Here is a 23,818-nt window from a genome sequence, read left to right as displayed (position 1 = left end):
TCCGTTTTTTTGGAATAGTGTTTTCATTTTGACGTACTTGATCGTTTTCTCCCGAACAATAATATGAATTTCAGATTTTGCAAATATGGTGAGCTGCTGATGGCGGCGCACGGGACCGGATCAAATGAAAGCGCACTGGGAAAATATAGAAGGCTGTGGGGGCTCGGCGTCCCAGCTTTCCGTGCGCCGATATGAAAGTGCCGGCCTGTGCACCAACCCGCCCGTGGTCCTTTATTTGCGCGGCGGCTCGTTTCTTGAAAAGGGCGGCAATTGCCCGGAGCTTCCGGTGGCACGCGCGCTCGCTGAAAGCGGCGCGATCGTCGTCGAGGCCGACTATAGCAAGTCGTCCGGCAACGAGTTTCCGATGGTGATCGATTGTGCCTTCGAAGCGCTGGATCATCTGAGCCGGGACCGCAAGCATTATGGCGGCGCAAAATCGCTGCTGTTTGTGGCCGGCGAAGAGGCTGGTGGCAATGTGGCGGCTGGGCTTGCGCTGAAGGCGCGGGACCGCATGCCGGGCAAGCTTGCCGGTCAAATACTTCTGTCGCCCATGATCGACCCGATGATGACGACGGAATCCTTCCGCGATGCGGACAGGATCGGCATGCGCCAGCGCTGGGCAGATGGCTGGAGCCATTACCTTGCCAAGGCCTGCGGGTTTTTTCACCCCTATGCCGCGCCCTGCCAGTGTACGCGGCTGAACCGGGTGGCGCCGGCGCTGATCTTTACCGCCGAGGACGACCCTCTGCGCGACGAAACGGTCGGTTATGCCGACAGGCTCATCGCCTCCGGTGTCAGCGTCCGGCAGCATGTTTTCCCCGCCGGTATTGGCTGGACGGGGCTTTATCAAGGAAAGGGCGGCGGATGGGTCCCATCCGTCTGTTCGGAGTTCAAGACCTTCGTTGACCACATAAAACACTGAAATCGCATTTTGAGCATGTCCAGTAAAAGTGCGTAGCGGTTTTACGCCCGGACCATGCGACAAAACACACAGATAGAGAAACTGATCGGCTCCTGATCCGAGCCAAGGAGAAACCCATGACGCTGACCACAAAGCGCCGGGCCCTGACGGGCGCCGGTATCGGGCTTGCTATGTCCGTTGCAGCCGCAGCACTCATTTTCGACCTGCCCACCAGCCGTGATGCGACGGCAGCTTCCACCCCGGCTGAAACGCCGGCTATCCCAGTCACCGTCGCCAAGGTGGAAAGCCGCGATGTGATGCGCTGGGAAGAATTTTCCGGCCGTCTCGAAGCCGTCGACCGCGTGCAGATCCGCTCCCGCGTCGCTGGCCAGATCAAGGCCGTGCATTTCCGCGAAGGCGCGCTGGTGAAGGAAGGCGACCCCCTCTTCACCATCGATCCGGCCCCCTATCAGGCAGCCGTTGCAGGTGCTGAAGCCCAGGTCGCCTCCGCCGAAGCCAAGGTCAGCCTTGCCAAGACGGAACTCGACCGTGGCCGCAGGCTTTCCGACAATCGCACGATCTCCCAGAGCGATCTCGACCAGCGGCAAAGCTCGTTTGCGGATGCCGAAGCCCAGCTTCGCGCCGCCCGCGCGACGCTGACAACGGCTCAGCTCGATCTTGGTTACACCGAAATCGTTGCACCGGTTTCCGGCAGGGTCGGCCGCATCGAAATCACCGCCGGCAACCTCGTTGCCGCCGGCTCGACATCGCCTGCCCTGACGACGCTGGTTTCGGTCAACCCGATCTATGCCAGCTTCAACGCCAGCGAAGGAACGGTAGCGAAAGCGCTTTCCGAGCTGCCGAAGACAACCGACGCCCTGCCCGCGCTCGAACAGATCCCGGTGGAAATCGGCACGCTTTCGGATGAAGGCACGCCGATCAAGGGCACCCTGCACCTCATCGACAACCAGGTCGATTCCGCCAGCGGCACCATTGGTGTGCGTGCGGTCTTCGAAAATCCTGATGGCAGGCTCATTCCCGGCCAGTTCGTGCGGGTGCGCATGGGTGAACCGAAGCCGGAAAACCGGATAGTCATCAGCGACCGCGCCATCGGCACGGATCAGGACAAGCGGTTCGTCTTTGTCGTCGATGCCGAAAACAAGGTGAGCTATCGCCAGATCAAGCCCGGCGCACCGGCTGACGGCCAGCGCATCATCGACAGCGGCCTTGCCGCCGGCGATACGATCGTCGTCAACGGCCTGCAGCGCATTCGCCCCGGTGCAACCATCGCACCGCAGGCGGAAGACAAGGTCGCCGCCTCGCAATAACGCCGTCCCGCCTCCGGCGAGACGCATTTCACAAAGAACCGGCCCTCACCGGCGGCCATGATGCCGCCGGAACGGTCCTTGCATTTCCAAATCTACCCGGAGAGGGGACTGGATATGAATATTTCCAGATTTTTTGTCGACAGGCCGGTCTTCGCCGGCGTGCTGTCGATCCTGATCGTGGTCGCAGGCCTTCTCGGCATGCGCGCCCTGCCGATTTCCGAATATCCGGAAGTCGTGCCGCCATCCGTCGTCGTCCGCGCCACCTATCCCGGTGCGAACCCGGCCGTTATCGCCGAAACCGTCGCCACGCCGCTTGAAGAACAGATCAACGGCGTCGAAGACATGCTCTATATGGGCAGCCAGGCGACATCGGACGGCGTGCTGACGCTGACCGTCACGTTCAAGCTGGGCACCGACCCGGACAAGGCGCAGCAGCTGGTGCAGAACCGCGTGTCGCAGGCCGAACCGCGCCTGCCCGCGGAAGTGCGCGCACTCGGCATCACCACCGTCAAAAGCTCGCCCGACTTCATCATGGTCGTCAATCTCGTGTCGAAGACCGATGCCTATGACATCACCTATCTGCGCAACTATGCGACGCTGAACGTCAAGGATCGCTTGGCCCGTATCGAAGGCGTGGGTCAGGTGCAGGTCTTCGGCGCGGGTGACTATTCCATGCGCGTCTGGCTGGATCCGCAAAAGGTGGCCGAACACGATCTCGCCGCCAGCGACGTATCCGACGCCATCCGTCAGCAGAACGTCCAGGCCGCAGCCGGCGTTATCGGCGCATCGCCAAGCCCCAACGGCGTCGACCTGCAGCTCAACGTCAATGCCCAGGGCCGTCTGACGACTCCGGAGGAATTCGGCAACATCATCGTCAAGAGCGGCGCGAACGGCCAGATCACCCGTCTTCGCGATGTCGCCCGCATCGAACTCGGCGCTGCCGACTATACGCTGCGCTCGCTGCTCGACGGCGAACCCGCCGTGGCGATCGCCGTATTGCAGGCTCCCGGCTCCAACTCCATCGAAATCGCCGACAATGTCCGCGCGACAATGGACAATCTGCAACTGGCGATGCCTGATGGCGTGAAATATGAAATCGTCTACGACACGACGAAGTTCGTTCGCTCGTCCATCGAAAAGGTCGTTGATACGCTCCTCGAGGCCGTTGGCCTCGTGGTACTTGTGGTCATCCTGTTCCTCCAGACCTGGCGCGCCTCGATCATTCCGCTGATCGCCGTTCCGGTGTCGATCATCGGCACCTTCGCCGTCATGTATGCCTTCGGTTTCTCCATTAACGCGTTGACCCTGTTCGGCCTCGTGCTGGCCATCGGCATCGTGGTGGATGACGCCATCGTGGTGGTGGAAAACGTCGAGCGAAACATCGAAAACGGGCTTTCTCCGCGTGATGCCACCTACAAGGCGATGCGCGAAGTCTCCGGGCCGATCATAGCAATCGCGCTTGTGCTGGTCGCCGTCTTCGTCCCGCTAGCCTTTATCTCCGGCCTTTCCGGCCAGTTCTACCGGCAGTTCGCGCTGACGATCGCGATTTCCACCGTCATTTCGGCGATCAATTCTCTGACGCTGTCACCCGCTCTTGCGGCCCTGCTGCTGAAAGAGCACGACGCACCGAAAGACTGGCTGACCCGCTTCATGGACCGGATTTTCGGCTGGTTCTTCCGTGGATTCAACCGCGCCTTCGGGGCCGCCTCCAACGGTTACGGGAAAACCGTAGGCGGGCTGGTAACGCGCAAAAGCCTCGTCATGATCGTCTATATGGCGCTGGTGGCTGCCACCTACGGCATGTTCAGCGCGGTCCCAAGCGGGTTCGTACCGGCGCAGGACAAGCAATATCTCATCGGCTTCGCCCAGCTTCCGGACGGCGCAACGCTTGACCGCACGGAAAGCGTCATCAAGCGGATGAGCGATATCGCCATGCAACAGCCGGGCGTCAGCCACGCCATCGCCTTCCCCGGCCTGTCGATCAACGGCTTCACCATCGGCTCCAATTCGGGCATCGTCTTTGCAGTTCTCGACGACTTCGAAAACCGCAAGACGCCGGAACTGTCAGGCGGCGCCATCGCCATGCAGCTGAACCAGAAGTTTGCCGGCATTCAGGATGCCTTCATCGCCATGTTCCCGCCGCCGCCGGTTAACGGTCTCGGCCAGACGGGCGGCTTCAAGCTGCAGATCGAGGACCGTGCCGGTTACGGCTACCAGACGCTTGACGAAGCGGCCAAGGCGGTCATCGCCAAGGCATACCAGACACCGGAACTGGCAGGCATCTTCTCCAGCTTCCAGATCAACGTGCCGCAGCTCTTCGCCGATCTCGACCGCGCCAAGGCCGAGCAGCTGGGTGTTTCGGTCAGCGACGTCTTCCAGACGCTGCAGATCTATCTGGGCTCGCTTTATGTCAACGACTTCAACGCCTTCGGGCGGACATACAGCGTGCGTGTGCAGGCAGATGCGCAATTCCGCGCCCATGCCGAAGATATCGGCCGCCTGAAGGTACGCTCGTCCACCGGTCAGATGATCCCGCTTTCCACGCTGTTGAAGGTAGATGCAACAACAGGACCGGAGCGCACAAACCGTTATAACGGCTTCCTTGCAGCCGATATCAACGGCGGTCCGGCACCGGGCTTCTCCTCTGGACAGGCGCAGGCAGCGATCGAGAAAATCCTTGCCGAAAACCTGCCAGCCGGGATCGAATACGAATGGACGGACCTGACTTACCAGCAGATCCTTGCCGGTAATTCCAGCCTCGTGGTCTTCCCGCTGGCGCTGCTGCTCGTCTATCTCGTATTGGCTGCGCAATATGAAAGCCTGACCCTGCCGATCGCGATCATTCTGATCGTTCCGCTCGGCGTTCTCGCCGCATTGACAGGCGTCTGGCTGACGGGAGGGGACAACAACATCTTTACGCAGATCGGCCTTGTCGTCCTTGTCGGACTATCGGCAAAGAACGCGATCCTGATCGTGGAATTCGCCCGCGAGCTGGAATTCGAAGGACGAACGCCGCTTCAGGCCGCAGTCGAGGCAAGTCGCCTGCGCCTCCGCCCAATCCTGATGACCTCACTCGCCTTCATCATGGGCGTGGTGCCTCTGGTCATCTCCACCGGTGCGGGTGCGGAAATGCGCGCGGCCATGGGTGTCGCAGTGTTCTCCGGCATGATCGGGGTGACGTTCTTCGGCATCTTCATGACACCGGTATTCTACGTGCTGGTGCGCAAGCTGTCGGGTAACCGTCCTCTCATCCAGCACAAACAGGAAGAACCTGCCAATTCGGACTACAAGCTCGAAAAGGCCGGCTGAGACCTGATCCAATCCACCGCAAACTTCGACGAAAGCCCGCCGCGCATCTAACGATGCGCGGCGTTTTTGTTGGTGGGAACGTCCATGTGCATCGCCTGAAACAGAATCTGTTTCAATGACTTAAGCAGCAAGCACATACATGTTGCGCCGCAATAAAGAAATAACGAATACACTATATCCGCATAGGGCAGCAGATACGCAAAGGAACAATGCTATTTTATGCTTTCCATTTTGTGGTAATTTCAAGAACAGGGTGATTCGGGCTAAATGATTTAGTTCAGGGGTGACATGATGGAGCAGGAATACGAGAACTGGGCGACAACCATTGCCTATTCGATAGTAATGCATGAAGGTCTGGATCTAGCGCTTGCCGCGCAGAATCTGGACAGAGGCAAGACCAGAAACAACCGTGAACGGCTGATGGAAGCCATCCGCAAATCTCTGCTGGAGGCCCGTTCGCGCAGCCATCTGACGGTAGCGCAGCGGCTCTGAAGTCTGTCGCCGTATCCGATGCTGCCACAGGATCAGGTTGGAAGCAGATCGGTCCTTATCGCGGCTTTCAGCGGCAGGTGGTCCGAGGCAATGCGCGCCAGCGCACTGTCATGCGCTTCCACCTGCTCGATCAGCCCTTCGCGGTTGGCGATGATCCTGTCGAGCGCAAGCACCGGCAGGTTGGATGGAAAACTGGGCACTGCTGGCGGCAGGGCGCCGAATGCATCCCTCAGAGTATTGAGCGACGAGCCATTGCCGAGACGCCATTCGTTCAGGTCTCCCATGAGGATGGTCGCGCATTCGTTTCGCGCTTCCAGAAGACCGATAAGCGCCTTTGCCTGCTGGGCACGGGAATGCCTCAAAAGACCGAAATGCGCGGCGATTATTCGCAGTGCGCCACCGCTTTTCAAATCCAGTTCCACCACCAGCGCGCCGCGCGGCTCCAGCCCCGGCAATTTCAGCGTATGAACATCCCGCACCGCACCTTCCTTGAACAACAGGACATTACCGTGCCATCCATGCGCCTTCACACCCGCCAGAACAGGCACGGGGACAAGCCCGCTTTCCCGCTCCAGCCGGGCAAGATCGAGCAGGCCCGTGCGCTCGCCGAAACGGCTGTCCGCCTCCTGTAGCGCGATGATATCCGCGCCGATTTCCTGAATGACGCGGCTGGTACGATCAGGATCGAACCTGCGGTCGCGGCCGACGCATTTATGGACGTTGTAAGACGCGATGACCGGGAAGGAGTGATCTCTCTCCACCTGCCCGGCATTCTTCCGTTGGTGGCGGTCGCGCAGCGACTGCATGACGAAGGCGGGCAGGCTGCTGTTTTTCGCCAGTGCCGTTTTTCCACGCTCCAGCAAACTGTTTTTCTTCACGCTGCGACGCCTCCGATGCGCAAATTAAAAGTTTTAGAGCGTTTCCGACGCATGGCGCTCTAAAGATACGGCGAAGCGAGCCACAGGACGCGCTCCACAAAACGGACAACGAATGGCCGCGCATTCAGTTCGCTCAGTCGCACGGGTAAAGCGGTTGCCCGTGCTTCCCGGATGCGGTTTCCGATGGTCGCGGCGAATTCCTCATCCATAACTTCCAGATCGACTTCGAAGTTCAGCCGCAATGAACGAGGGTCCAGGTTGGAAGAACCGATGTAGCTCCAGCGCTCGTCGATCACCAGAAGCTTGGAATGATTGAAGGGCCCTGTCGCCCGCCAGATGCGGCAGTAATTCTTCAACATCTGGTCGAATTGCGCCGTCATCGCCCTGTCCACAAGCACCAGATTGTTGCTTTGCGGCACGATGATATCCACCACGACTCCCCGCCTCGCTGCGGTAATGAGCGCTGAAATAAGCTCCCGATCGGGGAGAAAATAGGGCGACATGACGAGAATGGAGGAGCGAGCAACGGAAAACGCCCCCATCAGCATCTTGTGATTGGTCTCTATGCTCTTATCCGGCCCCGAGGAGGAAACGCGCGCAACGAGCTGTGAACCCGGCACACCATCGGGAATGGCGATATCCCAGACCGGCGTGTGCAGAAGCTCCCCCGTCGTGAACCTCCAGTCCTCCGCCGCAATCGAGAAAAAATCAGAGACAACCGGCCCGCTGATCTTGAAATGAGTGTCGTGCGCCTGTTTTTCGCCGCCGAATTCAAGGGTGAAGCCCTCGCGGATATTCATGCCGCCGCTAAAGGCGAGGCGCCCGTCCACCACGAGGATCTTGCGGTGGGTGCGCAGATTGGCATAGGGCAGCCGCAGCCCCATGATGACATTGCCGTTGAACACATCGGCAACGATGCCTTTTTCCCGGAGCGTCGGCAGGATGCTCGGCACGGAATAGCGCGCGCCCACGGCATCCACCAGCACCCGCACCTCCACGCCCCGGAACTTCGCCCTTTCCAGCGCCGCGACAAAACGGGCGCCGATCCTGTCATTGTCGAAAATATATGTTTCGAGGATGATCGACCGCTTCGCCTCGCCTATCGCCTCCAGCATGGCGGCATAGGCCGCGTCGCCGGTGACAAGCGGCTCGATGCGGTTACCGGTCGTCAGTGCGTGGCGCGTCACCCGGTCGCCGAGCGTCTTCATCGCCTCGAAACGGCGTCCGAACCGCGCGGCAATCACCTCGCCGCTCGCATCCAGGCGCGCCACGCGATCCATGATCTCGTCCTGCATGAAAGACCGCTGCTGCCTGATACTGGACCGGCGAATCCGGTTGATGCCGGCAATCGCATAAATGACTGCACCGACGATCGGCGACAGAACGATGACGCCCACCCAGCCAAGCGCGGAGCGGACCTCTTCCTTCGTCATCGTGGCATGTACGGCCGCCACGGTTCCCATCAAAATGGAAAGAGCGGCAAGGATATGAGGCCAATAGGCGATGACGAGATCGAGCATGATGCAACTATAGGGCATCGTGCCGAAAAGTGTACCGCGGTTTTGGGAAAACCCGATGCGTAAACAAAAAGGTAGGGCAGTTCGCCGATCCCGCAATAACGGACCGGCACCGGAAAGGCCAAGAAGACCGGACGCCCATCGTTTTACGGGATAGACCCTTGCGGGATTAACGGTGGAAAGTGACGATGCGATATGTCATGAGAGCGCATCTTGATCTGTGAGCAGGGGCACTTGCGGGCTTCTGTGGCGTTTGAAAGCAAGAAGGCCGTGATGCAGGAAAATACCCAGGGCGCCGTCATCGTCATTTCCAGCCACGTCATGCGTGGATCGGTCGGCAACCGTGCCGCAGTCTTCGCGCTGGAGACCCTTGGCTATCCGGTATGGGCGGTGCCCACAATCGTTTTGCCCTGGCACCCCGGCCATGGCCCGTCCACCCGGATGCGCTTTCAGGACGACGACTTCGACAAGGCCATGACCGACCTCGAAAACGCCAAATGGATCGGCGAGGTCAAGGCTGTCCTGACCGGTTATTTCGGCAGCGCGGCGCAGGTGCGCTCCGTCGCAAGGCTGATCCGCAATCTCAAGGAAAAAAACCCGTCGCTGATTTATGCCTGTGACCCGGTCATGGGCGATCTGGGCGGACTATACATTCCCCTTGAGACTGCCGAAGCCATCCGCGATCACCTCATTCCGCTTGCCACCGTCGCCACGCCAAACCGTTATGAACTGGCCTGGATGAGCGGCGCCGAGCTTGAGACCAACAATGCCATCATGGATGCCGCGCTCGCACTCGGCCCGCCGAAAATGCTGGTCACCTCAGCCGTGTCGATGATGGCGGGCGGCACGGGAAATCTCTATTTGAGCGGCCGGCACGCGCTGATGGCGGAACACCGCGCCATAGAAGACGCACCGAACGGTCTCGGAGACCTGATGGCGGCGCTGTTCCTTGCCCGGCTGCTGGAAGGCATGGACGACGAGAAGGCGCTGCAACTGGCCACCGCCAGCGTGTTCGAAATTCTGGCGCGAACCAAAAAACGCGACATGAACGAATTGACGCTGGAGACGGATTCTTCAAGTCTCTCCACACCCATGGCGATGGTGCAGATGCGCCATCTCTTGCATCCTTCGCGCAGCAAGCGCAAATAGCGGCTAAAGGATTGGTCTTCAACGCACCGAGTTCTTCTCTTGATCTTGGTCCAAGCACAACGGTACTGCGATAGATGAAAGATTTTCCGGAAAACCTTCTCAACGGCTACAAGAACTTCATGAGCGGCCGCTATGCCGACGAGCGCGAAAGATACCGCGTTCTGGCTGATACCGGACAGAAACCGCAGACCCTGTTCATTGCCTGTTGTGACTCCCGTTCGGCGCCGGAAACGATTTTCGACTGCGGACCGGGAGAACTTTTCGTCGTGCGGAACGTCGCCAACATGGTGCCGCCCTTTGAGCCTGACGGTCAGTACCACGCCACATCAGCCGCCATCGAATATGCCGTGCAGGTTCTGAAGGTGAAGGACATCGTCGTCATGGGCCATGGCCGCTGCGGCGGCATTCAGGCCGCACTCGACCCCAATCTTGAACCTCTGTCACCCGGCGACTTCATCGGCAAATGGATGAACATGGTGAAATCCGCCGCCGAGCAGATCCAGAGCAACGACGTCATGACCGCTTCCGAGCGCCAGACGGCGCTGGAGCGCGTTTCCATTCGCAACTCCATCGCCAACCTGCGCGGCTTCCCCTTCGTCAAGGCGCAGGAAACCGCCGGCAAGGTGAAGCTGCATGGCGCCTGGTTCGATATCTCGACCGGCGAATTGTGGGTGATGGACGGCAAAACGGGCGACTTTCGCCGCCCGGACCTGTGATTGTCGAAACCTTCTCAAAGCTTCGTCACCCCGGACGTGATCCGGGGCCAAGCGCGATCAAGTCTTTGATTGCTTAGGGTTTTTTCACGGCGCAGACGCGCCGTGACTGGATGCCAGAACTAGTCCGGCATCACGGAAGTGGACGTTCCAATTGGGATAAAGCGGCCTTATTGGCCGTCAATCGCCTTGCCGATAAACGCAATCGCCTGCTGATAAACGCTTGCAGCGTTCCAGCCCTGAATGGCCGCGTAATTCGTCTGCCCCTGCTGATAACCCGCACCGCGCTGCCAGCCGTGGCCGACAAGGAAGTTGGCCGTGGAGGCCAGCGCATCGGCGCGCGAACCGACGAGATCAATGCGTCCGTCGCGGTCGAAATCCACGCCGTAGCGCACAACGTTCAACGGCAGGAACTGCGTCTGGCCGATTTCGCCATGGGCAGCACCCTTGGCGTTAACGTTCAGCGATCCGCTGCCGACGAGCTTCAGGGCCGCATAAAGCTGCTCGGTAAAATAATCCGAACGGCGGCAGTCGAAAGAAAGCGTCGCCACGGCGGACAGCGTGTGCTGGTTGCCCATGAAGCCGCCAAATCCGGTTTCCATGCCCCAGATGGCGAGCAGCGGGCCGGCCGGCACACCATAGGCCTTTTCAATCGAGGCGAAGAGAGCCGCATTGTTCTTCTTCATGGTCTTGCCGCGCGAGATGATCGTCTGGCCGCCACGCTTCTGCATGAACTGGTCGAAGGACAGCTTGAAGCTGTGCTGGCCGCGATCGGCGCGGATGGTCGCCTGATTGTAGGAGACGCCGGAGAAGGCACGATCAAGCACCGAGGCGCTGACACCGCGGCTCGCCGCTTCCTGCTTGAAGGCACCGACCCAGGCGTCGAACCCTGCCGAAGTGTTGCCGCATTGCGCAGCCACAACCGGCGTCGCCGCCAAAACCGAGACCATGGCCACACCAGCCAGAATTGCCTTCATTGCCCGCATCAAAATCTGCCTTCGATATCCTTTGGGGAATTTATCCCGAGAACCAAAACGTCGCTGCTGTATGGGCTCGGGTGCCAAATTGCTTTTTGGCCGCCTAAATTGCCTTTTGGCAGCAAGGCCTGCAAATAAACTGGCCGTGATGATAGCCAATTGGAAAACCCGCCTGCCCCACACAGAACAGACGGGTTATACTTAACGAACCTTAAAAAATCGTATCAAGCCGCCGCCTTGCGGGGCTTGATGAGACCACGATTGACCAGAAGTTCGGCGATCTGGATGGCATTGAGGGCAGCGCCCTTGCGCAGATTGTCCGAAACAACCCAGATGTTGAGGCCGTTTTCAACCGTCGCATCCTCACGGATACGCGAAATATAGGTCGCATCCTCGCCGGCGGATTCAACCGGGGTGATGTAGCCGCCATCTTCATGCTTGTCGATCACGAGGCAACCCGGCGCTTCGCGCAGGATATCACGCGCCTGATCGGCGGTGATCTCGTTTTCGAACTCGATGTTGACCGATTCCGAATGACCGATGAAAACAGGAACGCGCACGGCCGTGCAGGTTACCTTGATCTTCGGATCGAGCATCTTCTTGGTTTCGGCCAGAACCTTCCATTCTTCCTTGGTATAGCCGTCTTCCATGAAGACGTCGATATGCGGGATGACGTTGAAGGCGATGCGCTTGGTGAACTTCTTCGTTTCGACCGGATCGGCCACGAAGACGGCGCGTGTCTGCTGGAACAGCTCGTCCATGCCTTCCTTGCCAGCGCCGGAAACGGACTGGTAGGTGGAGACAACGACGCGCTTGATCTTGGCAAAGTCATGCAGCGGCTTCAGCGCGACAACGAGCTGGGCCGTGGAGCAATTCGGATTGGCGATGATGTTCTTGCGGGTGAAGCCCGAGATCGCGTCGGCATTGACTTCCGGAACGATCAGCGGAACGTCCTGGTCGTAGCGCCATGCAGACGAGTTATCGATGACGACGCAACCCTGCTGGCCGATCTTCGGCGACCACTTCTTGGAAATCTCGCCGCCGGCCGACATCAGGCAAATATCCGTGTCGGAAAAATCGTAGTTTTCGAGGTTGGAAACCTTCAGCGTGCGGTCGCCATAGGAGACTTCCGTGCCCTGCGAGCGGGAGGAAGCGAGCGGCACGACTTCATCTGCCGGAAAACCACGTTCGGCCAGGATGTTGAGCATTTCGCGACCGACATTGCCGGTGGCGCCTACAATTGCAACTTTGAAACCCATGATCAAGCTCTCTTTCTGTCTCTCCTCTTTTGGGTGAGGTGGGGAACCCGCATCGCATTGCGGCTTCCTCGATCCCCAGCCAAACCGGGGAGAGAGCGGTGGCCAGAGACGTCAGACGGTTTTAATCGTCGTTTTGGCCGTAATTCGGATAGAATAAGAAAGACGCGGATCATCGCCGGCGGATTGTGCCGGTCCTTCCATGACAATCATGTCTGCAACATGCCTGCGCAAGGTGATGCTCCTTCTTCGCGAGAAGCTATTAGAAGGTTTGGTGTTCGTGTCAAGAAAAAAGGCACGTTGCGAGCGACCCGGCGCACAAGCGCAAATGCCACCTCGCGACATTTTTGCACGTTATGCATTAGACTAAAGTCATAATCCGAAAGCATCGCTCTCATTGGGGTTAATTTTCTGTCACTCTAACATTACGCGCATTGCACCCTTACGGGGGAGTCCGGAGGAGAGACAGGGCTCTGCAATGCGCTCATTTGACATCTGTGGAGGACAGACAATGGCAAACGTAGCAGCCGTGAGCGGCGCCGCCCGTCCCATGACGGGTGAGGAGAAGAAGGTGATTTTCGCCTCTTCTCTCGGAACAGTCTTCGAATGGTACGATTTTTATCTGTACGGCTCGCTCGCGATCTATATCGGCGCGAACTTCTTCAGCCAATATCCGGAAACGACACGTAACATCTTCGCGCTTCTGGCATTTGCCGCCGGCTTCCTCGTGCGCCCCTTCGGCGCCCTGGTGTTCGGCCGTCTCGGCGACATTGTCGGCCGTAAATACACCTTCCTGATCACCATTCTCATCATGGGCGTTTCGACATTCCTCGTCGGCGTCCTGCCCGGTGCATCGCAGATCGGCATCGCAGCCCCGATCATCCTGATCATCCTGCGCATGCTTCAGGGTCTGGCGCTTGGCGGCGAATATGGCGGTGCTGCAACTTATGTGGCCGAACACGCGCCCAACGGTCGCAGAGGCTATTACACCTCATGGATCCAGACGACGGCGACGCTCGGCCTCTTCCTGTCGCTGATGGTCATTCTCGGCGTGCAGTTCGCACTCGGCAAGGAAGCCTTCGCCGCCTGGGGCTGGCGTATTCCCTTCCTCGTTTCGGTTCTGCTGCTTGGCGTATCGGTCTGGATTCGTCTGAAAATGAACGAATCTCCTGCCTTCAAGAAGATGAAGGAAGAAGGCAAGACCTCCAAGGCACCGCTCAGCGAAGCCTTCGGCCAGTGGAAAAACGCAAAGATCGCCCTGCTTGCCCTCGTCGGCGCCGTCATCGGTCAGGCCGTCGTCTGGTATACGGGCCAGTTCTATGCACTGTTCTTCCTGCAGAGCATTCTGAAGGTGGACGGCCAGTCGGCCAACATCATGGTCGCGGCGGCCCTCATCCTCGGCACGGGCTTCTTCGTGCTCTTCGGCTGGCTTTCCGACAAGATCGGCCGCAAGCCGATCATCATGGCGGGTCTCGTTCTCGCGATGCTGACCTACTTCCCGCTGTTCAAGGCGCTCACATGGGCGGGCAACCCGGCACTGGCGCAAGCGCAGGCCAGCGTTCGCGCCACCGTGACCGCTGCTCCGGGCGACTGCAAATTCCAGTTCAACCCGACAGGTACGGCGAAATTCACCACATCCTGCGATATCGCCACCTCGTTCCTGACACGCAACTCCGTTCCCTATGACGTCGTTGCTGGAGCGGCTGGAACGCCGGCAAGCGTCAAGATCGGCGACGCCACCATTGCGAGCTACGACGCAATCGCAGCCGGTGCGGATGCTGCCGCAAAAGACAGGGCCTTCCAGAAACAGGTCAACATCGCGCTGCATGACGGCGGCTACCCGCTGGTGCGCGGCGTAGCACAGGTGCCGGACGCTAAACTGGATGCCTTTATTGCCGCCAACCCGGAACTCAACCTCAATGCGGAAGCCGTTCGCGCAGCCGACAAGAAGATGGTGGCGACCGACAAGCTGGTGGCCGACAAGTTGCTGACGCCGGCCGAGACCGCCGGAGCGGCGGAAATGGCCGTCTACAGCATTGCCGGTGGTGGTACCTTCGCCATGGTCGCCGATCCGGCTGCCGTGAACTGGGTCGTCATCATCGCGGTCCTGACCGTCCTCGTGATCTACGTGACGATGGTCTACGGCCCGATTGCGGCCCTGCTGGTCGAACTGTTCCCGACCCGCATCCGCTACTCCGGCATGTCGCTGCCCTACCATATCGGCAACGGCTGGTTCGGCGGCCTGCTGCCCGCCACCGCTTTTGCGATGAGCGCGGCGAAGGGCGATATCTATTACGGCCTCTGGTACCCGATCGTTTTCGCAGGCATCACGCTGGTCATCGGCCTGCTGTTCCTGCCGGAAACCAAGGATCGCGACATCCACACCATGGAGTGAGCGGTTTCGCTCCCGACGATAGAGACCCGGCGCTGACGCGCCGGGTTTTTTATTGCCGCAGTACCGCCAGTGCCCGAACTGGCCTTTCGCAGGCTGTCAATCCGCCGCAGGTAGAAACCGCCAAAAACAAGACAAAAACGCTCGAAATAGGCTATGACGCCCTATCGTGCGGAAAAGGGAGAGCCATTTTGAAAATCGGGACGCCTAAGGAATTATATGATGGCGAGGCGCGCGTCGGCATGACGCCCGACAGCGCGCAAGGCCTGCAGAAACTCGGATATGATTGCATCCTCGAAACAGGCGCGGGCAAGGCGGCGGGATTTTCCGACGACGCCTATCGCGCAGCCGGTGTCACCATCGTCGATAGCGCCGATGCGCTTTATACCGGTGCCGACATCATCGCCAAGGTTCGTCCGCCGGAAACGTCGGAGATTGATCGCCTGTCTTCGGACAAGACGCTGATCTCGTTCTTCTATCCCGCACAGAACAAGGACCTTCTGGAGCAGGCGAAGGAAAAGGGCGCAAATGTCATCGCCATGGACATGGTGCCGCGCATTTCCCGCGCCCAGAAAATGGACGCGCTGTCCTCCATGGCCAACATCGCGGGTTATCGCGCCGTCATTGAGGCCGGCAATAATTTCGGCCGCTTCTTCACCGGTCAGGTAACTGCCGCCGGCAAGGTGCCGCCCGCCAAGGTGCTGGTCATCGGTGCCGGCGTTGCCGGTCTTGCCGCCATCGGCACGGCAACCTCGCTTGGCGCCATTACCTATGCCTTCGACGTGCGCCCGGAAGTGGCCGAACAGATCGAATCCATGGGCGCCGAATTCGTCTATCTCGATTTCGCCGACCAGAGCCAGGATGGCGCAGCGACCGGCGGTTACGCCGCCCCCTCGTCGCCGGAATTCCGCGAAAAGCAGCTTGAGAAATTCCGCGAGCTGGCACCGCAGATCGATATCGTCATCACCACGGCGCTGATCCCCGGCCGTGACGCCCCGAAGCTGTGGCTGGCGGACATGGTAGCGGCAATGAAGCCGGGTTCGGTCATCATTGACCTCGCCGCCGAGCGCGGCGGCAATTGCGATCTCACGGTGCCCGACCAGCGCGTCGTCTCGGACAATGGCGTCATCGTCATCGGCTATACGGATTTCCCGAGCCGCATGGCGACGCAGGCCTCAACGCTCTATTCCACCAACATCCGTCACATGATGACCGATCTGACGCCCGCAAAGGACGGCAAGGTCGTTCACAACATGGAAGACGACGTCATCCGCGGTGCGACCGTCACCTATCAGGGCGACATCACCTTTCCGCCACCGCCACCGAAGATCCAGGCCATCGCCGCGCAGAAACCCAAGGAACGAGCAAAAGAGCTTACGCCTGAGGAAAAGCACGCCAAGGAACGGGCCGAGTTCAGGGCGCAGACGAAAAGCCAAGTCGGTCTGCTCGTCATCGGTACGGCGGCCTTGCTTCTCGTCGGCCTTTACGCGCCGGCAAGCTTCATGAGCCATTTCATCGTCTTCGTGCTCGCCTGCTTTATCGGCTTCTCCGTCATCTGGAATGTCAGCCACTCGCTGCACACGCCGCTGATGGCGGTGACGAACGCGATTTCCGGCATCGTCATTATCGGCGCGCTGCTGCAGATCGGTTCCGGCAACTGGCTGGTGGTGATCCTTGCCTCACTTTCCGTCCTGATCGCGACGATCAACATCGTCGGCGGTTTCCTTGTGACACGGCGCATGCTCGCCATGTTCCAGAAGTCCTGAGCCGTGTAGGGGACACATAATGACCATTGGTATCGTTTCCGCGGCCTATGTTGCCGCAGCCGTTCTATTCATCCTCTCCCTCGGTGGTCTTTCCGGGCAGGAAAGCGCCAAGCGCGCCGTCTGGTACGGCATAACAGGCATGGGTCTTGCCATTGTCGCCACGGTCTTCGGACCTGATGTCGGCAACTGGTTCATCGTACTTCTGATGCTGGCGGGTGGCGCCGTTCTCGGCTACTTCGTCGCAAACCGCGTGCAGATGACCGAGATGCCGCAGCTTGTTGCAGCACTTCACTCCTTTGTCGGTCTGGCCGCCGTCTTCATCGGCTTCAACGCCCATATCGAGGAAGCGCATGTCGCCTCGCTCGATGAGACGGCGCGTTCCCTGTTGACAGGCTTTTCCGCCCTCCTCGCCCACAAGACGCCGGTAGAACTGGCAATCATGAAGGTCGAGGTCTTCCTCGGCGTCTTCATCGGCGCCGTCACCTTCACCGGTTCCGTCGTCGCCTTCGGCAAGCTTGCCGGCAAGGTGGACGGCAAGGCGAAGAAGCTTCCGGGCGGACACGTCCTCAATGCCGGTGCCGCGATCCTATCGCTCGTCCTGCTCATCATGTATTGCAACGGTGCTGGCGCATGGACGCTGGTGCTGATGACGCTTGCCGCCTTCTTCATCGGCTATCACCTGATCATGGGTATCGGCGGTGCAGACATGCCTGTCGTCGTCTCGATGCTGAACAGCTATTCCGGCTGGGCGGCGGCCGCCATCGGCTTCACGCTCGGCAACGATCTCCTGATCGTTACCGGTGCGCTTGTCGGCTCCTCGGGTGCGATCCTGTCCTACATCATGTGCAAGGCCATGAACCGCTCCTTCATCTCGGTCATCCTCGGTGGCTTCGGCGGCACGACGGGTCCGGCGATGGAAATCGAGGGCGAGCAGGTGGCAATCGATGCCGAAGGCGTGGCATCAGCGCTGAACGACGCTGACAGCGTCATCATCGTGCCCGGTTACGGCATGGCGGTGGCACAGGCACAACAGGCCGTTTCCGAACTGACCCGCAAGCTGCGCGCCGACGGCAAGACCGTGCGTTTCGCCATCCACCCGGTTGCGGGTCGTCTTCCCGGCCACATGAACGTGCTGCTCGCCGAAGCAAAGGTGCCCTACGACATCGTGCTGGAAATGGACGAGATCAACGACGATTTCCCCAATACCGACGTCGTCATCGTCATCGGCTCCAACGACATCGTCAACCCGGCGGCACAGGACGATCCCAACTCGCCCATCGCCGGCATGCCGGTTCTGGAAGTATGGAAATCCAAACTGGTCATCGTTTCCAAGCGCGGCCAGGGCACGGGCTATTCCGGCATCGAGAACCCGCTGTTCTACAAGGACAACACCCGCATGTTCTACGGCGATGCGAAGAAGTCGATCAACGATCTTTTGCCGCTGATCAAGTAATGAAAAAGGGCGTTTCCGGGAGACCGGAAACGCCCTTCTTACTGACGTTAAAAGAAAGCTCCGCCGTCATCCTCGGGCTTGTCCCGGTTGCAGATCCTCGGGACAAGCCCGAGGATGACGGCGCGCAAATAGCTGATCGTGAGTTAAGGGTATCAACCGGCCGCAGAGACCGCTCTCAAAGCACCCGGTAACGCCGGTTGAAATACATCAGTGCTTCGTCGCCCTCATTGATCTTCATATCGACGACATCGCAGATCAGGATATCGTGCGTGCCGCCATCATGTGCCTCGCGAATGCGGCAATCGAAGGAGACCAGTGCGTCTTCCAGAACAGGCGCGCCGGTTTCGAGCACGCCCCAGCTTCCGGCAGCGAAACGTTCTTCCGCCGGTGTCTTGCCGCCGAACAGGGTGCTCAGCACCTCGTGCTTGGAAGCAAGCGTGTTGACGCAGATGACGCCATTGCCCTTCACCACATTATAAGCGGAAGAGCCGCGGTTGAGGCAGACGAGAAGCGTGGGCGGATTGTCGGAAACGCTGCAAACGGCGGTCGCTGCAAATCCCGCACGGCCTGCCGCACCGTCCGTGGTGACGATGTTGACTGCCGCACCGAGCCGCGCCATTGCATTTCTATAATCGAGGCTGCGTTCCTGTGCAGTCTTCGTCTCCATTTCCGCTTCCTTTTCAAGAGACATCATCCGCATCTAAACCATCCTTCCTTAACAGGCCCTCAAGCCAGAACACAGGCGTCTTCGAACGCAAGTCGCGGCAGGCGGTCGAACAGCTTCGACGGATCGCCGTAACCAAGATTGATGAGGAAATTGGATTTCCACGTCGTACCCGCAAAAAATTCCGCATCCACCTTTCCCTTGTCGAAACCGGACATGGCTCCGGTATCAAGCCCGAGCGCGCGGGCGGCAAGGATGAGATAACCGGCTTGCAGCGTGGCATTGCGGAATGCCGTTTCCTCGGCCATCGCCGCACTGGAGGTGAACCAGGAACGCGCATCGGCATGGGGAAACAGCACCGGCAGCTTCTCGTAAAATTCGCTGTCGATGGCAGCGATGACCGTGACGGGTGCTGCCATGGTCTTTTCCAGATTGCCCGAAGAAAGCGCCGGCCTCAATTTTTCCTTGGCTTCCGGGCTGCGCACGAAAACGAAACGCGCCGGCGAGCAATTGGCCGAGGTCGGCCCCATCTTCGTCAGGTCATAAAGCGCTGTCAGCGTCTCATCCCCGATTGGCTTGTCCGTCCAGCCGTTGTGGGTGCGTGCCTCGGTGAAAAGTGTTGCCAATGCAGCGTCGTCCAATGCTCTCGTCATTTTACTCTCAAATCCCGTCAGAATGTTTGTGTTGCCGGTAGCAGAAACTGCAAAAGCCGCGCGTTGAAAAGGTCAGACTCGGTGATATTGACCGCATGCGCTCCGAAATCGAGAAGGAAAAGCTCGCTTTGCGGCAAACCTTCCGCAAGACGCAGCGACCGGGTATAGGGCACCAGAAGATCGTCCTTGGTTGCCACTACCAGAACCGGATTGCCGATCTCGCCGAGGCGCGCGTCGATATCAAAGGCCCGGAGCGCCGCGATGCGCCGAAGCACATTCGCCCTGCCCTGAAAATGCGCGACGCCATGCGCATCGTCACGTGCCAGCCGCTCCTGATGCTCTGACATCCAGGCCGCCGGATAAAGAAACAGCGGCTGGGCTTTCACGAAAGCCTCGACACCGGATTTTTCCAGAAGCTCGATCCGCACATCGAAGCAGCGCCCGGAATGCGGATCGGCCTTGCTCCAGGCATTGATAAGAACAAGCCTTTCGATGAGGCCTGGCTTGCGAAGCGCGATATCGAGTCCGATCAGACCGCCAAGCGCATGGCCCATGAAGTGAAATTTTTCGAGGTTCAGCGCCGAGACGATCTCAAGCACATCATCGGCCATCGCCGATATGCCGCCATCTGCCGGCACCTCGCCGCCGGTCCGGCCAGTTCCGCGATGGTCATAGGTAACGATCCGGAAATGGCTGGAAAGGGCCTCGATCTGCGGCGCCCAATAGGCGCCCGATCCACCCAGCCCCGATGACAGCAGGATAGTGGGCGCCTCAGGCTCGGCCCGGCCATGAACCTCGAAATGCATCATTTTGCCGTTTCGCCTTACTTGCCGATATGTGCGACGGTGGCGATTTCCACCAGTGCATCAGGCTTTACGAGGCCACACTGGATGCAATAACGCGCGGGCTTGTCGCCGGGGAAATATTCGGCATAGACCGTGTTCACGGCCTGGTAATTCGCCCAGTCGGTGATGAAGATGTGGTTCATCGTCACGTCCTCCATCGTGCCGCCGGCGGTCTCAATAACGGATTTGATGGTTTCCAGAACATGGCGTGTCTGGGCGCTGGCATCGCCCACATGCACGACATTATTGTCCTTGTCGAATGGCAGCGTTCCGGAAACGTAAACCACGCCATCGGCAAGGGTTCCCGGCGAAAAAGGGGCGATGGGTTTGCTTGTACCGGCAGGCACGACGATCTTCTTCGGCATTTCATTCTCCTCTTTGTGTTTGGGGATCAATCCCTGACGGGTGCGGCCTGCGAGATGACGCCGCAGAAATCATTGACAGTTGCCACCCAGCCGAAAAATTTCTCGACATTGTAGACCGTCGCCTGCTGGATGTAGTCCGGGCCCAGATGATGCGTGGCATCCTCCAGCATCACCCCAAAATATTCGAGATGGAAAGCGTCGCGCAGCGAGCTTTCGACGCAGACATTGGTGGCGATGCCGACGAACACCAGATTGCGGATGCCGCGGGCGCGCAGGACGCTGTCCATATTGGTGTTAAAAAAACCGCTGTAACGCGTCTTCGGCACCAAGATATCGCCGGGCTGGGGCTGCAACTCGTCAACGATGGCATAGTCCCATGTGCCCTTGGCCAACAGCTGGCCCTGCAATTCCGGCCTTTTGCGCATCGTCTTCAGCGCGTTGGACTTGTGCCAGTTGGGCGAACCCGGCCCACCGGCCTCGACATAATCCTTGTCCCAGCCATTCTGGAAATAGATGACCTGAACACCCGCCGCCCGCGCTGCATCCAGCGTCTTCTTGATGTTGGCGATGGTGCCCTTGGCGCCGGAAATATCGAACCCGGCAAGATCGACGTAACCGCCCTCGGTCGAATAGGCGTTCTGCATGTCGACCACGACAACGGCGGTCTCGCTGGGCTTGAGGGTAATCGGCTCCGGCCTTGCGGGAAGTGTGACACTTTCCGAACGGCTTTCCGGCCCCTTGTAACCCGCCACGACGGCTTCACTCATTCCGCTGCCTCCAGTTCGGCCAGCACATGCTGGCGGCTCTTCATCAGCGGCTGTACATATTTGCCGAATTTTTCGACGCCTTCGAGAAAATCGTCAAAGGTCAGCATCACGCCACCCGTTCCCGGCACTTCACTCATTTCATCCAGCATCGCCGCCACTTCCTCATAGGAGCCAATCAGCGTTCCCATGTTGATGTTGACCGCCGAGACCGGATTGGACATGTGCCGGACATTGGTATCAGAGCCGGACTTGGTGTCGACAGAACTCTGCAGGCCGAGCCACTTGATCGCGTCCTCATCCGCGCCCGCCTTGTAATGCTCCCACTTCGCCCAGGCATCCTCGGATTTTTCTTCCGCGAGAATCATGGTCAGCACGACGGATTTAACCTCGCGACCAGACTTTTCCGTTGCCGCCAGAAGTCGCTCATTGGTGGGTGCAAAAGCCTTTGGCGTATTGACGCCGACGCCGAAGCAGAAGCTGTAATCGGCGAACTTGGCAGAAAACGCCATGCCGGAATTGGAGGAACCGGCGCAGATGAGCTTCACATCCCCCTGCGGCACCGGCTTCATGCGGCAATCATCCATCTGAAAGAACTTGCCCTTGAAGTCCGACTGCCCTTCCGTCAGCAACTCTTTCAGCACGGAGGTATATTCGCCGAGATATTCATAGCGATCACCGAAATAATCGTCGCCCGGCCAAAGGCCCATCTGGCTGTATTCAGGACGCTGCCAGCCGGTAATAAGGTTGATGCCGAAACGCCCGCCGGAAATGGAATCGATCGTCGTCGCCATGCGCGCAACGATGGCCGGCGGCATGACCAGCGTGGCCGCGGTGCCGAACAGCTTGATCTTGGAGGTCACGGCGGCGAGGCCCGCCATCAGGGTGAAGGATTCCAGATTATAGTCCCAGAACTCGGTCTTGCCGCCAAAGCCGCGCAGCTTGATCATCGACAGCGCGAAATCGAAGCCGTATTTTTCCGCCTTCAGCGTGATTTCCTTGTTCAGGTCGAAGCTTGGCTTGTATTGCGGCGCGTTCTCGGAAAGGAGCCACCCATTATTCCCGATCGGTATAAAAACACCAACTTCCATCTTGCTGTTCCCTTTTTTGGCATCAGGCGTTTTCCTGATTTGAAGAAAGAGTAGCAGGTTCCGTGCCAGACGAAAAAAAATAATTTTATCAATTGGATAATTTTTTGGAGGCGAATTTCTTTTTACCAAAAGATAAAAATTTTATCATTTGGTAAATTAATATGCCTGTTTATTCGGCAAATATCGAACGCAATGTGCGGGAAATGAGCGGCTCTCACAGTGGTTCTGAAGCGTTGCACGACAGCCGAAAACCACTCCTCCGTCACGCCGTACTTGATCCTGTATCCAGCCGCGGCCCGTCCGCGCCGCCAATAGAGCTCCACGCGATCAAGCACTTGATCGCACTAGACCCCGGACCAAGCCCGGGGTGACGGCGTGAGGATGCTAAGACGAGGTCAGCACGAATGTGCAACGAGGCATTTCACGCGCTGTGAAGACAACCAGCGACAAGCTATGCCAAAACTTCAACCGAGGCGTTGCTGCGCGTAGGCATGCACGGCCCTGAAGGCGGCTTCGGCGCCGGCGACGACCCGCTCCTCTTCTTCGATGGTCAGCGAAATTTCATCGAGCGCGGCCGTAAAGGTACGCCAATGCAGGCCGCGCCCTTCCGGAGCGCCGGCCAGATGGCGCGCGCCGAATTCTTCGGTGAGGCCAAGCCTGGCTGCATCTTTCAGAAGGAAAGCCGCGCCGAGGTTCGAGCCTTCGACCACATAAAGCCAGCCCATGGCCTCAGGTAGATCGAACGGCGTTTCGCTGGTAAAGCGCGGCTCGTTTGTTTCAGGAATGGCGTGTCCCAGATCGGCAAGGTCCTGCTCTATCATGGAGAGACGGCGACGACCCTTAAGATCAGGCAGCAGGCCATCAAGCGTTTCATTGGAGAAAAACGCATCGAGGTCCCGATGGAAAAGATATTGCGTTTCCACGAATTTGCCGAAGTTCTCCCGGCTCTCGAACGGCTTCGCTGCCATGATGAAAGTATCGAGACCACCATGCGCGCCACGCGTGGCAGCCCTCAGGCGCTTCACGCGGCTCTGCTCGATCTCTTCCACAGGCGCTGATGGCTCGACAATGGTCATGACGCTTCCCTTTATCCCATATTCAGATTGCCTGATAAAAATCTTTACTTAAACAGTCAAATTTATTTTAGCATTTTTCCTGTGCATCGCTAAAAAATGGCATTCGCGTAAACCGGTGTAAACATTCCATGCCCCCACCGGGCGCAACACAGATCCTGAGGCAGCTTTAGAAGCCAATTCCCCCCGTTCCAGCCTCCCGAACAATCATTCTGTAATTACCGCTTTACAA

At 58.9% G+C, this 23,818-nt stretch carries 20 protein-coding genes; 9 read left to right on the top strand and 11 right to left on the bottom strand.

Going from position 1 to position 23,818, the window contains the following annotated elements; translation table 11 throughout:
- Nucleotides 1-124: 124 nt before the first annotated feature.
- The 4 genes from J5276_RS01820 to J5276_RS01805 all read left to right on the top strand — a co-directional run bounded on the left by J5276_RS01820 (nt 125) and on the right by J5276_RS01805 (nt 6,030).
- A complete protein-coding gene (locus J5276_RS01820; RefSeq protein ID WP_065702594.1) occupies nt 125-922 on the top strand; it encodes an alpha/beta hydrolase fold domain-containing protein in 798 nt (265 codons plus the stop codon).
- Between the two features lie 116 nt (nt 923-1,038).
- Nucleotides 1,039-2,229 (top strand): efflux RND transporter periplasmic adaptor subunit, encoded by a 1,191-nt coding sequence (locus J5276_RS01815; RefSeq protein WP_003514060.1) that lies wholly within the window; start codon nt 1,039-1,041, stop codon nt 2,227-2,229.
- 114 nt (nt 2,230-2,343) lie between these two features.
- Nucleotides 2,344-5,538, top strand: coding sequence for an efflux RND transporter permease subunit (locus J5276_RS01810; RefSeq protein ID WP_019565072.1), 3,195 nt, complete (start codon nt 2,344-2,346; stop codon nt 5,536-5,538).
- A gap of 288 nt (nt 5,539-5,826) precedes the next feature.
- On the top strand, nt 5,827-6,030 hold the full coding sequence (locus J5276_RS01805; protein ID WP_019565071.1) for a hypothetical protein: 204 nt from the start codon (nt 5,827-5,829) through the stop codon (nt 6,028-6,030).
- 32 nt (nt 6,031-6,062) lie between these two features.
- On the opposite strand, the gene J5276_RS01800 is transcribed toward J5276_RS01805, so the two are convergent.
- Together J5276_RS01800 and J5276_RS01795 are read right to left on the bottom strand one after the other, a co-directional pair.
- Nucleotides 6,063-6,908: an endonuclease/exonuclease/phosphatase family protein gene (locus tag J5276_RS01800; protein ID WP_013636769.1), complete on the bottom strand. Its 846-nt coding sequence runs from the start codon at nt 6,906-6,908 to the stop codon at nt 6,063-6,065.
- Nucleotides 6,909-6,967: 59 nt separating this feature from the next.
- Nucleotides 6,968-8,428 carry a phosphatidylserine/phosphatidylglycerophosphate/cardiolipin synthase family protein gene (locus J5276_RS01795; RefSeq protein ID WP_112154325.1) on the bottom strand — a complete coding sequence of 487 codons (1,461 nt, stop codon included), beginning with the start codon at nt 8,426-8,428 and terminating at the stop codon, nt 6,968-6,970.
- Between the two features lie 270 nt (nt 8,429-8,698).
- Here J5276_RS01795 and pdxY point away from each other — a divergent pair, with 270 nt between their 5' ends.
- Together pdxY and J5276_RS01785 are read left to right on the top strand one after the other, a co-directional pair.
- Nucleotides 8,699-9,574 carry a pyridoxal kinase PdxY gene (gene pdxY / locus J5276_RS01790; RefSeq protein WP_026330745.1) on the top strand — a complete coding sequence of 292 codons (876 nt, stop codon included), beginning with the start codon at nt 8,699-8,701 and terminating at the stop codon, nt 9,572-9,574.
- A gap of 74 nt (nt 9,575-9,648) precedes the next feature.
- On the top strand, nt 9,649-10,290 hold the full coding sequence (locus J5276_RS01785) for a carbonic anhydrase (RefSeq protein ID WP_003514071.1): 642 nt from the start codon (nt 9,649-9,651) through the stop codon (nt 10,288-10,290).
- 167 nt (nt 10,291-10,457) lie between these two features.
- Here J5276_RS01785 and J5276_RS01780 read toward each other — a convergent pair whose 3' ends face one another.
- Nucleotides 10,458-11,273: a lytic transglycosylase domain-containing protein gene (locus J5276_RS01780; protein WP_038492118.1), complete on the bottom strand. Its 816-nt coding sequence runs from the start codon at nt 11,271-11,273 to the stop codon at nt 10,458-10,460.
- A 215-nt stretch (nt 11,274-11,488) separates the two neighbouring features.
- Nucleotides 11,489-12,523, bottom strand: coding sequence for an aspartate-semialdehyde dehydrogenase (locus J5276_RS01775; protein WP_003514078.1), 1,035 nt, complete (start codon nt 12,521-12,523; stop codon nt 11,489-11,491).
- Nucleotides 12,524-13,031: 508 nt separating this feature from the next.
- Here J5276_RS01775 and J5276_RS01770 point away from each other — a divergent pair.
- The 3 genes from J5276_RS01770 (at nt 13,032) to J5276_RS01760 (ending at nt 18,131) form a co-directional block, all read left to right on the top strand.
- The gene (locus J5276_RS01770) at nt 13,032-14,915 is read left to right on the top strand and encodes an MFS transporter (RefSeq protein ID WP_003514082.1); all 1,884 of its coding nucleotides are present in this window, start codon (nt 13,032-13,034) and stop codon (nt 14,913-14,915) included.
- Nucleotides 14,916-15,103: 188 nt separating this feature from the next.
- A complete protein-coding gene (locus J5276_RS01765; RefSeq protein ID WP_111783495.1) occupies nt 15,104-16,678 on the top strand; it encodes a Re/Si-specific NAD(P)(+) transhydrogenase subunit alpha in 1,575 nt (524 codons plus the stop codon).
- A gap of 19 nt (nt 16,679-16,697) precedes the next feature.
- On the top strand, nt 16,698-18,131 hold the full coding sequence (locus J5276_RS01760) for an NAD(P)(+) transhydrogenase (Re/Si-specific) subunit beta (protein WP_003514086.1): 1,434 nt from the start codon (nt 16,698-16,700) through the stop codon (nt 18,129-18,131).
- A 175-nt stretch (nt 18,132-18,306) separates the two neighbouring features.
- On the opposite strand, the gene rutF is transcribed toward J5276_RS01760, so the two are convergent.
- From rutF to J5276_RS01725, 7 genes are all read right to left on the bottom strand, one after another.
- Entirely contained in the window at nt 18,307-18,831 is a 525-nt protein-coding gene (rutF, locus tag J5276_RS01755; protein WP_013636774.1) for an NADH-dependent FMN reductase RutF, read from the bottom strand.
- 26 nt (nt 18,832-18,857) lie between these two features.
- The gene (locus tag J5276_RS01750) at nt 18,858-19,448 is read right to left on the bottom strand and encodes a malonic semialdehyde reductase (RefSeq protein WP_112154326.1); all 591 of its coding nucleotides are present in this window, start codon (nt 19,446-19,448) and stop codon (nt 18,858-18,860) included.
- 17 nt (nt 19,449-19,465) lie between these two features.
- Nucleotides 19,466-20,257, bottom strand: coding sequence for a pyrimidine utilization protein D (rutD, locus tag J5276_RS01745; protein ID WP_162632860.1), 792 nt, complete (start codon nt 20,255-20,257; stop codon nt 19,466-19,468).
- Nucleotides 20,258-20,271: 14 nt separating this feature from the next.
- Complete coding sequence (rutC, locus tag J5276_RS01740) at nt 20,272-20,658, bottom strand: pyrimidine utilization protein C (RefSeq protein WP_003492069.1); 387 nt, start codon at nt 20,656-20,658, stop codon at nt 20,272-20,274.
- Nucleotides 20,659-20,684: 26 nt separating this feature from the next.
- Nucleotides 20,685-21,425: a pyrimidine utilization protein B gene (gene rutB, locus J5276_RS01735; protein ID WP_003514094.1), complete on the bottom strand. Its 741-nt coding sequence runs from the start codon at nt 21,423-21,425 to the stop codon at nt 20,685-20,687.
- Nucleotides 21,422-22,513 carry a pyrimidine utilization protein A gene (gene rutA / locus J5276_RS01730; protein ID WP_003504013.1) on the bottom strand — a complete coding sequence of 364 codons (1,092 nt, stop codon included), beginning with the start codon at nt 22,511-22,513 and terminating at the stop codon, nt 21,422-21,424. Before rutA ends, rutB begins: the two co-directional genes overlap by 4 nt.
- Nucleotides 22,514-22,977: 464 nt before the next feature.
- Nucleotides 22,978-23,589, bottom strand: a complete 612-nt coding sequence (locus J5276_RS01725; RefSeq protein WP_112154327.1) for a biliverdin-producing heme oxygenase — start codon at nt 23,587-23,589, stop codon at nt 22,978-22,980.
- Nucleotides 23,590-23,818 lie beyond the last annotated feature (229 nt).

Source organism: Agrobacterium sp. S7/73 (assembly GCF_019355535.1).
GTDB lineage: Bacteria > Pseudomonadota > Alphaproteobacteria > Rhizobiales > Rhizobiaceae > Agrobacterium > Agrobacterium tumefaciens.
Note: the sequence above shows the minus strand (reverse complement) of the source record. Positions and strands in the feature narration are given on the sequence as shown.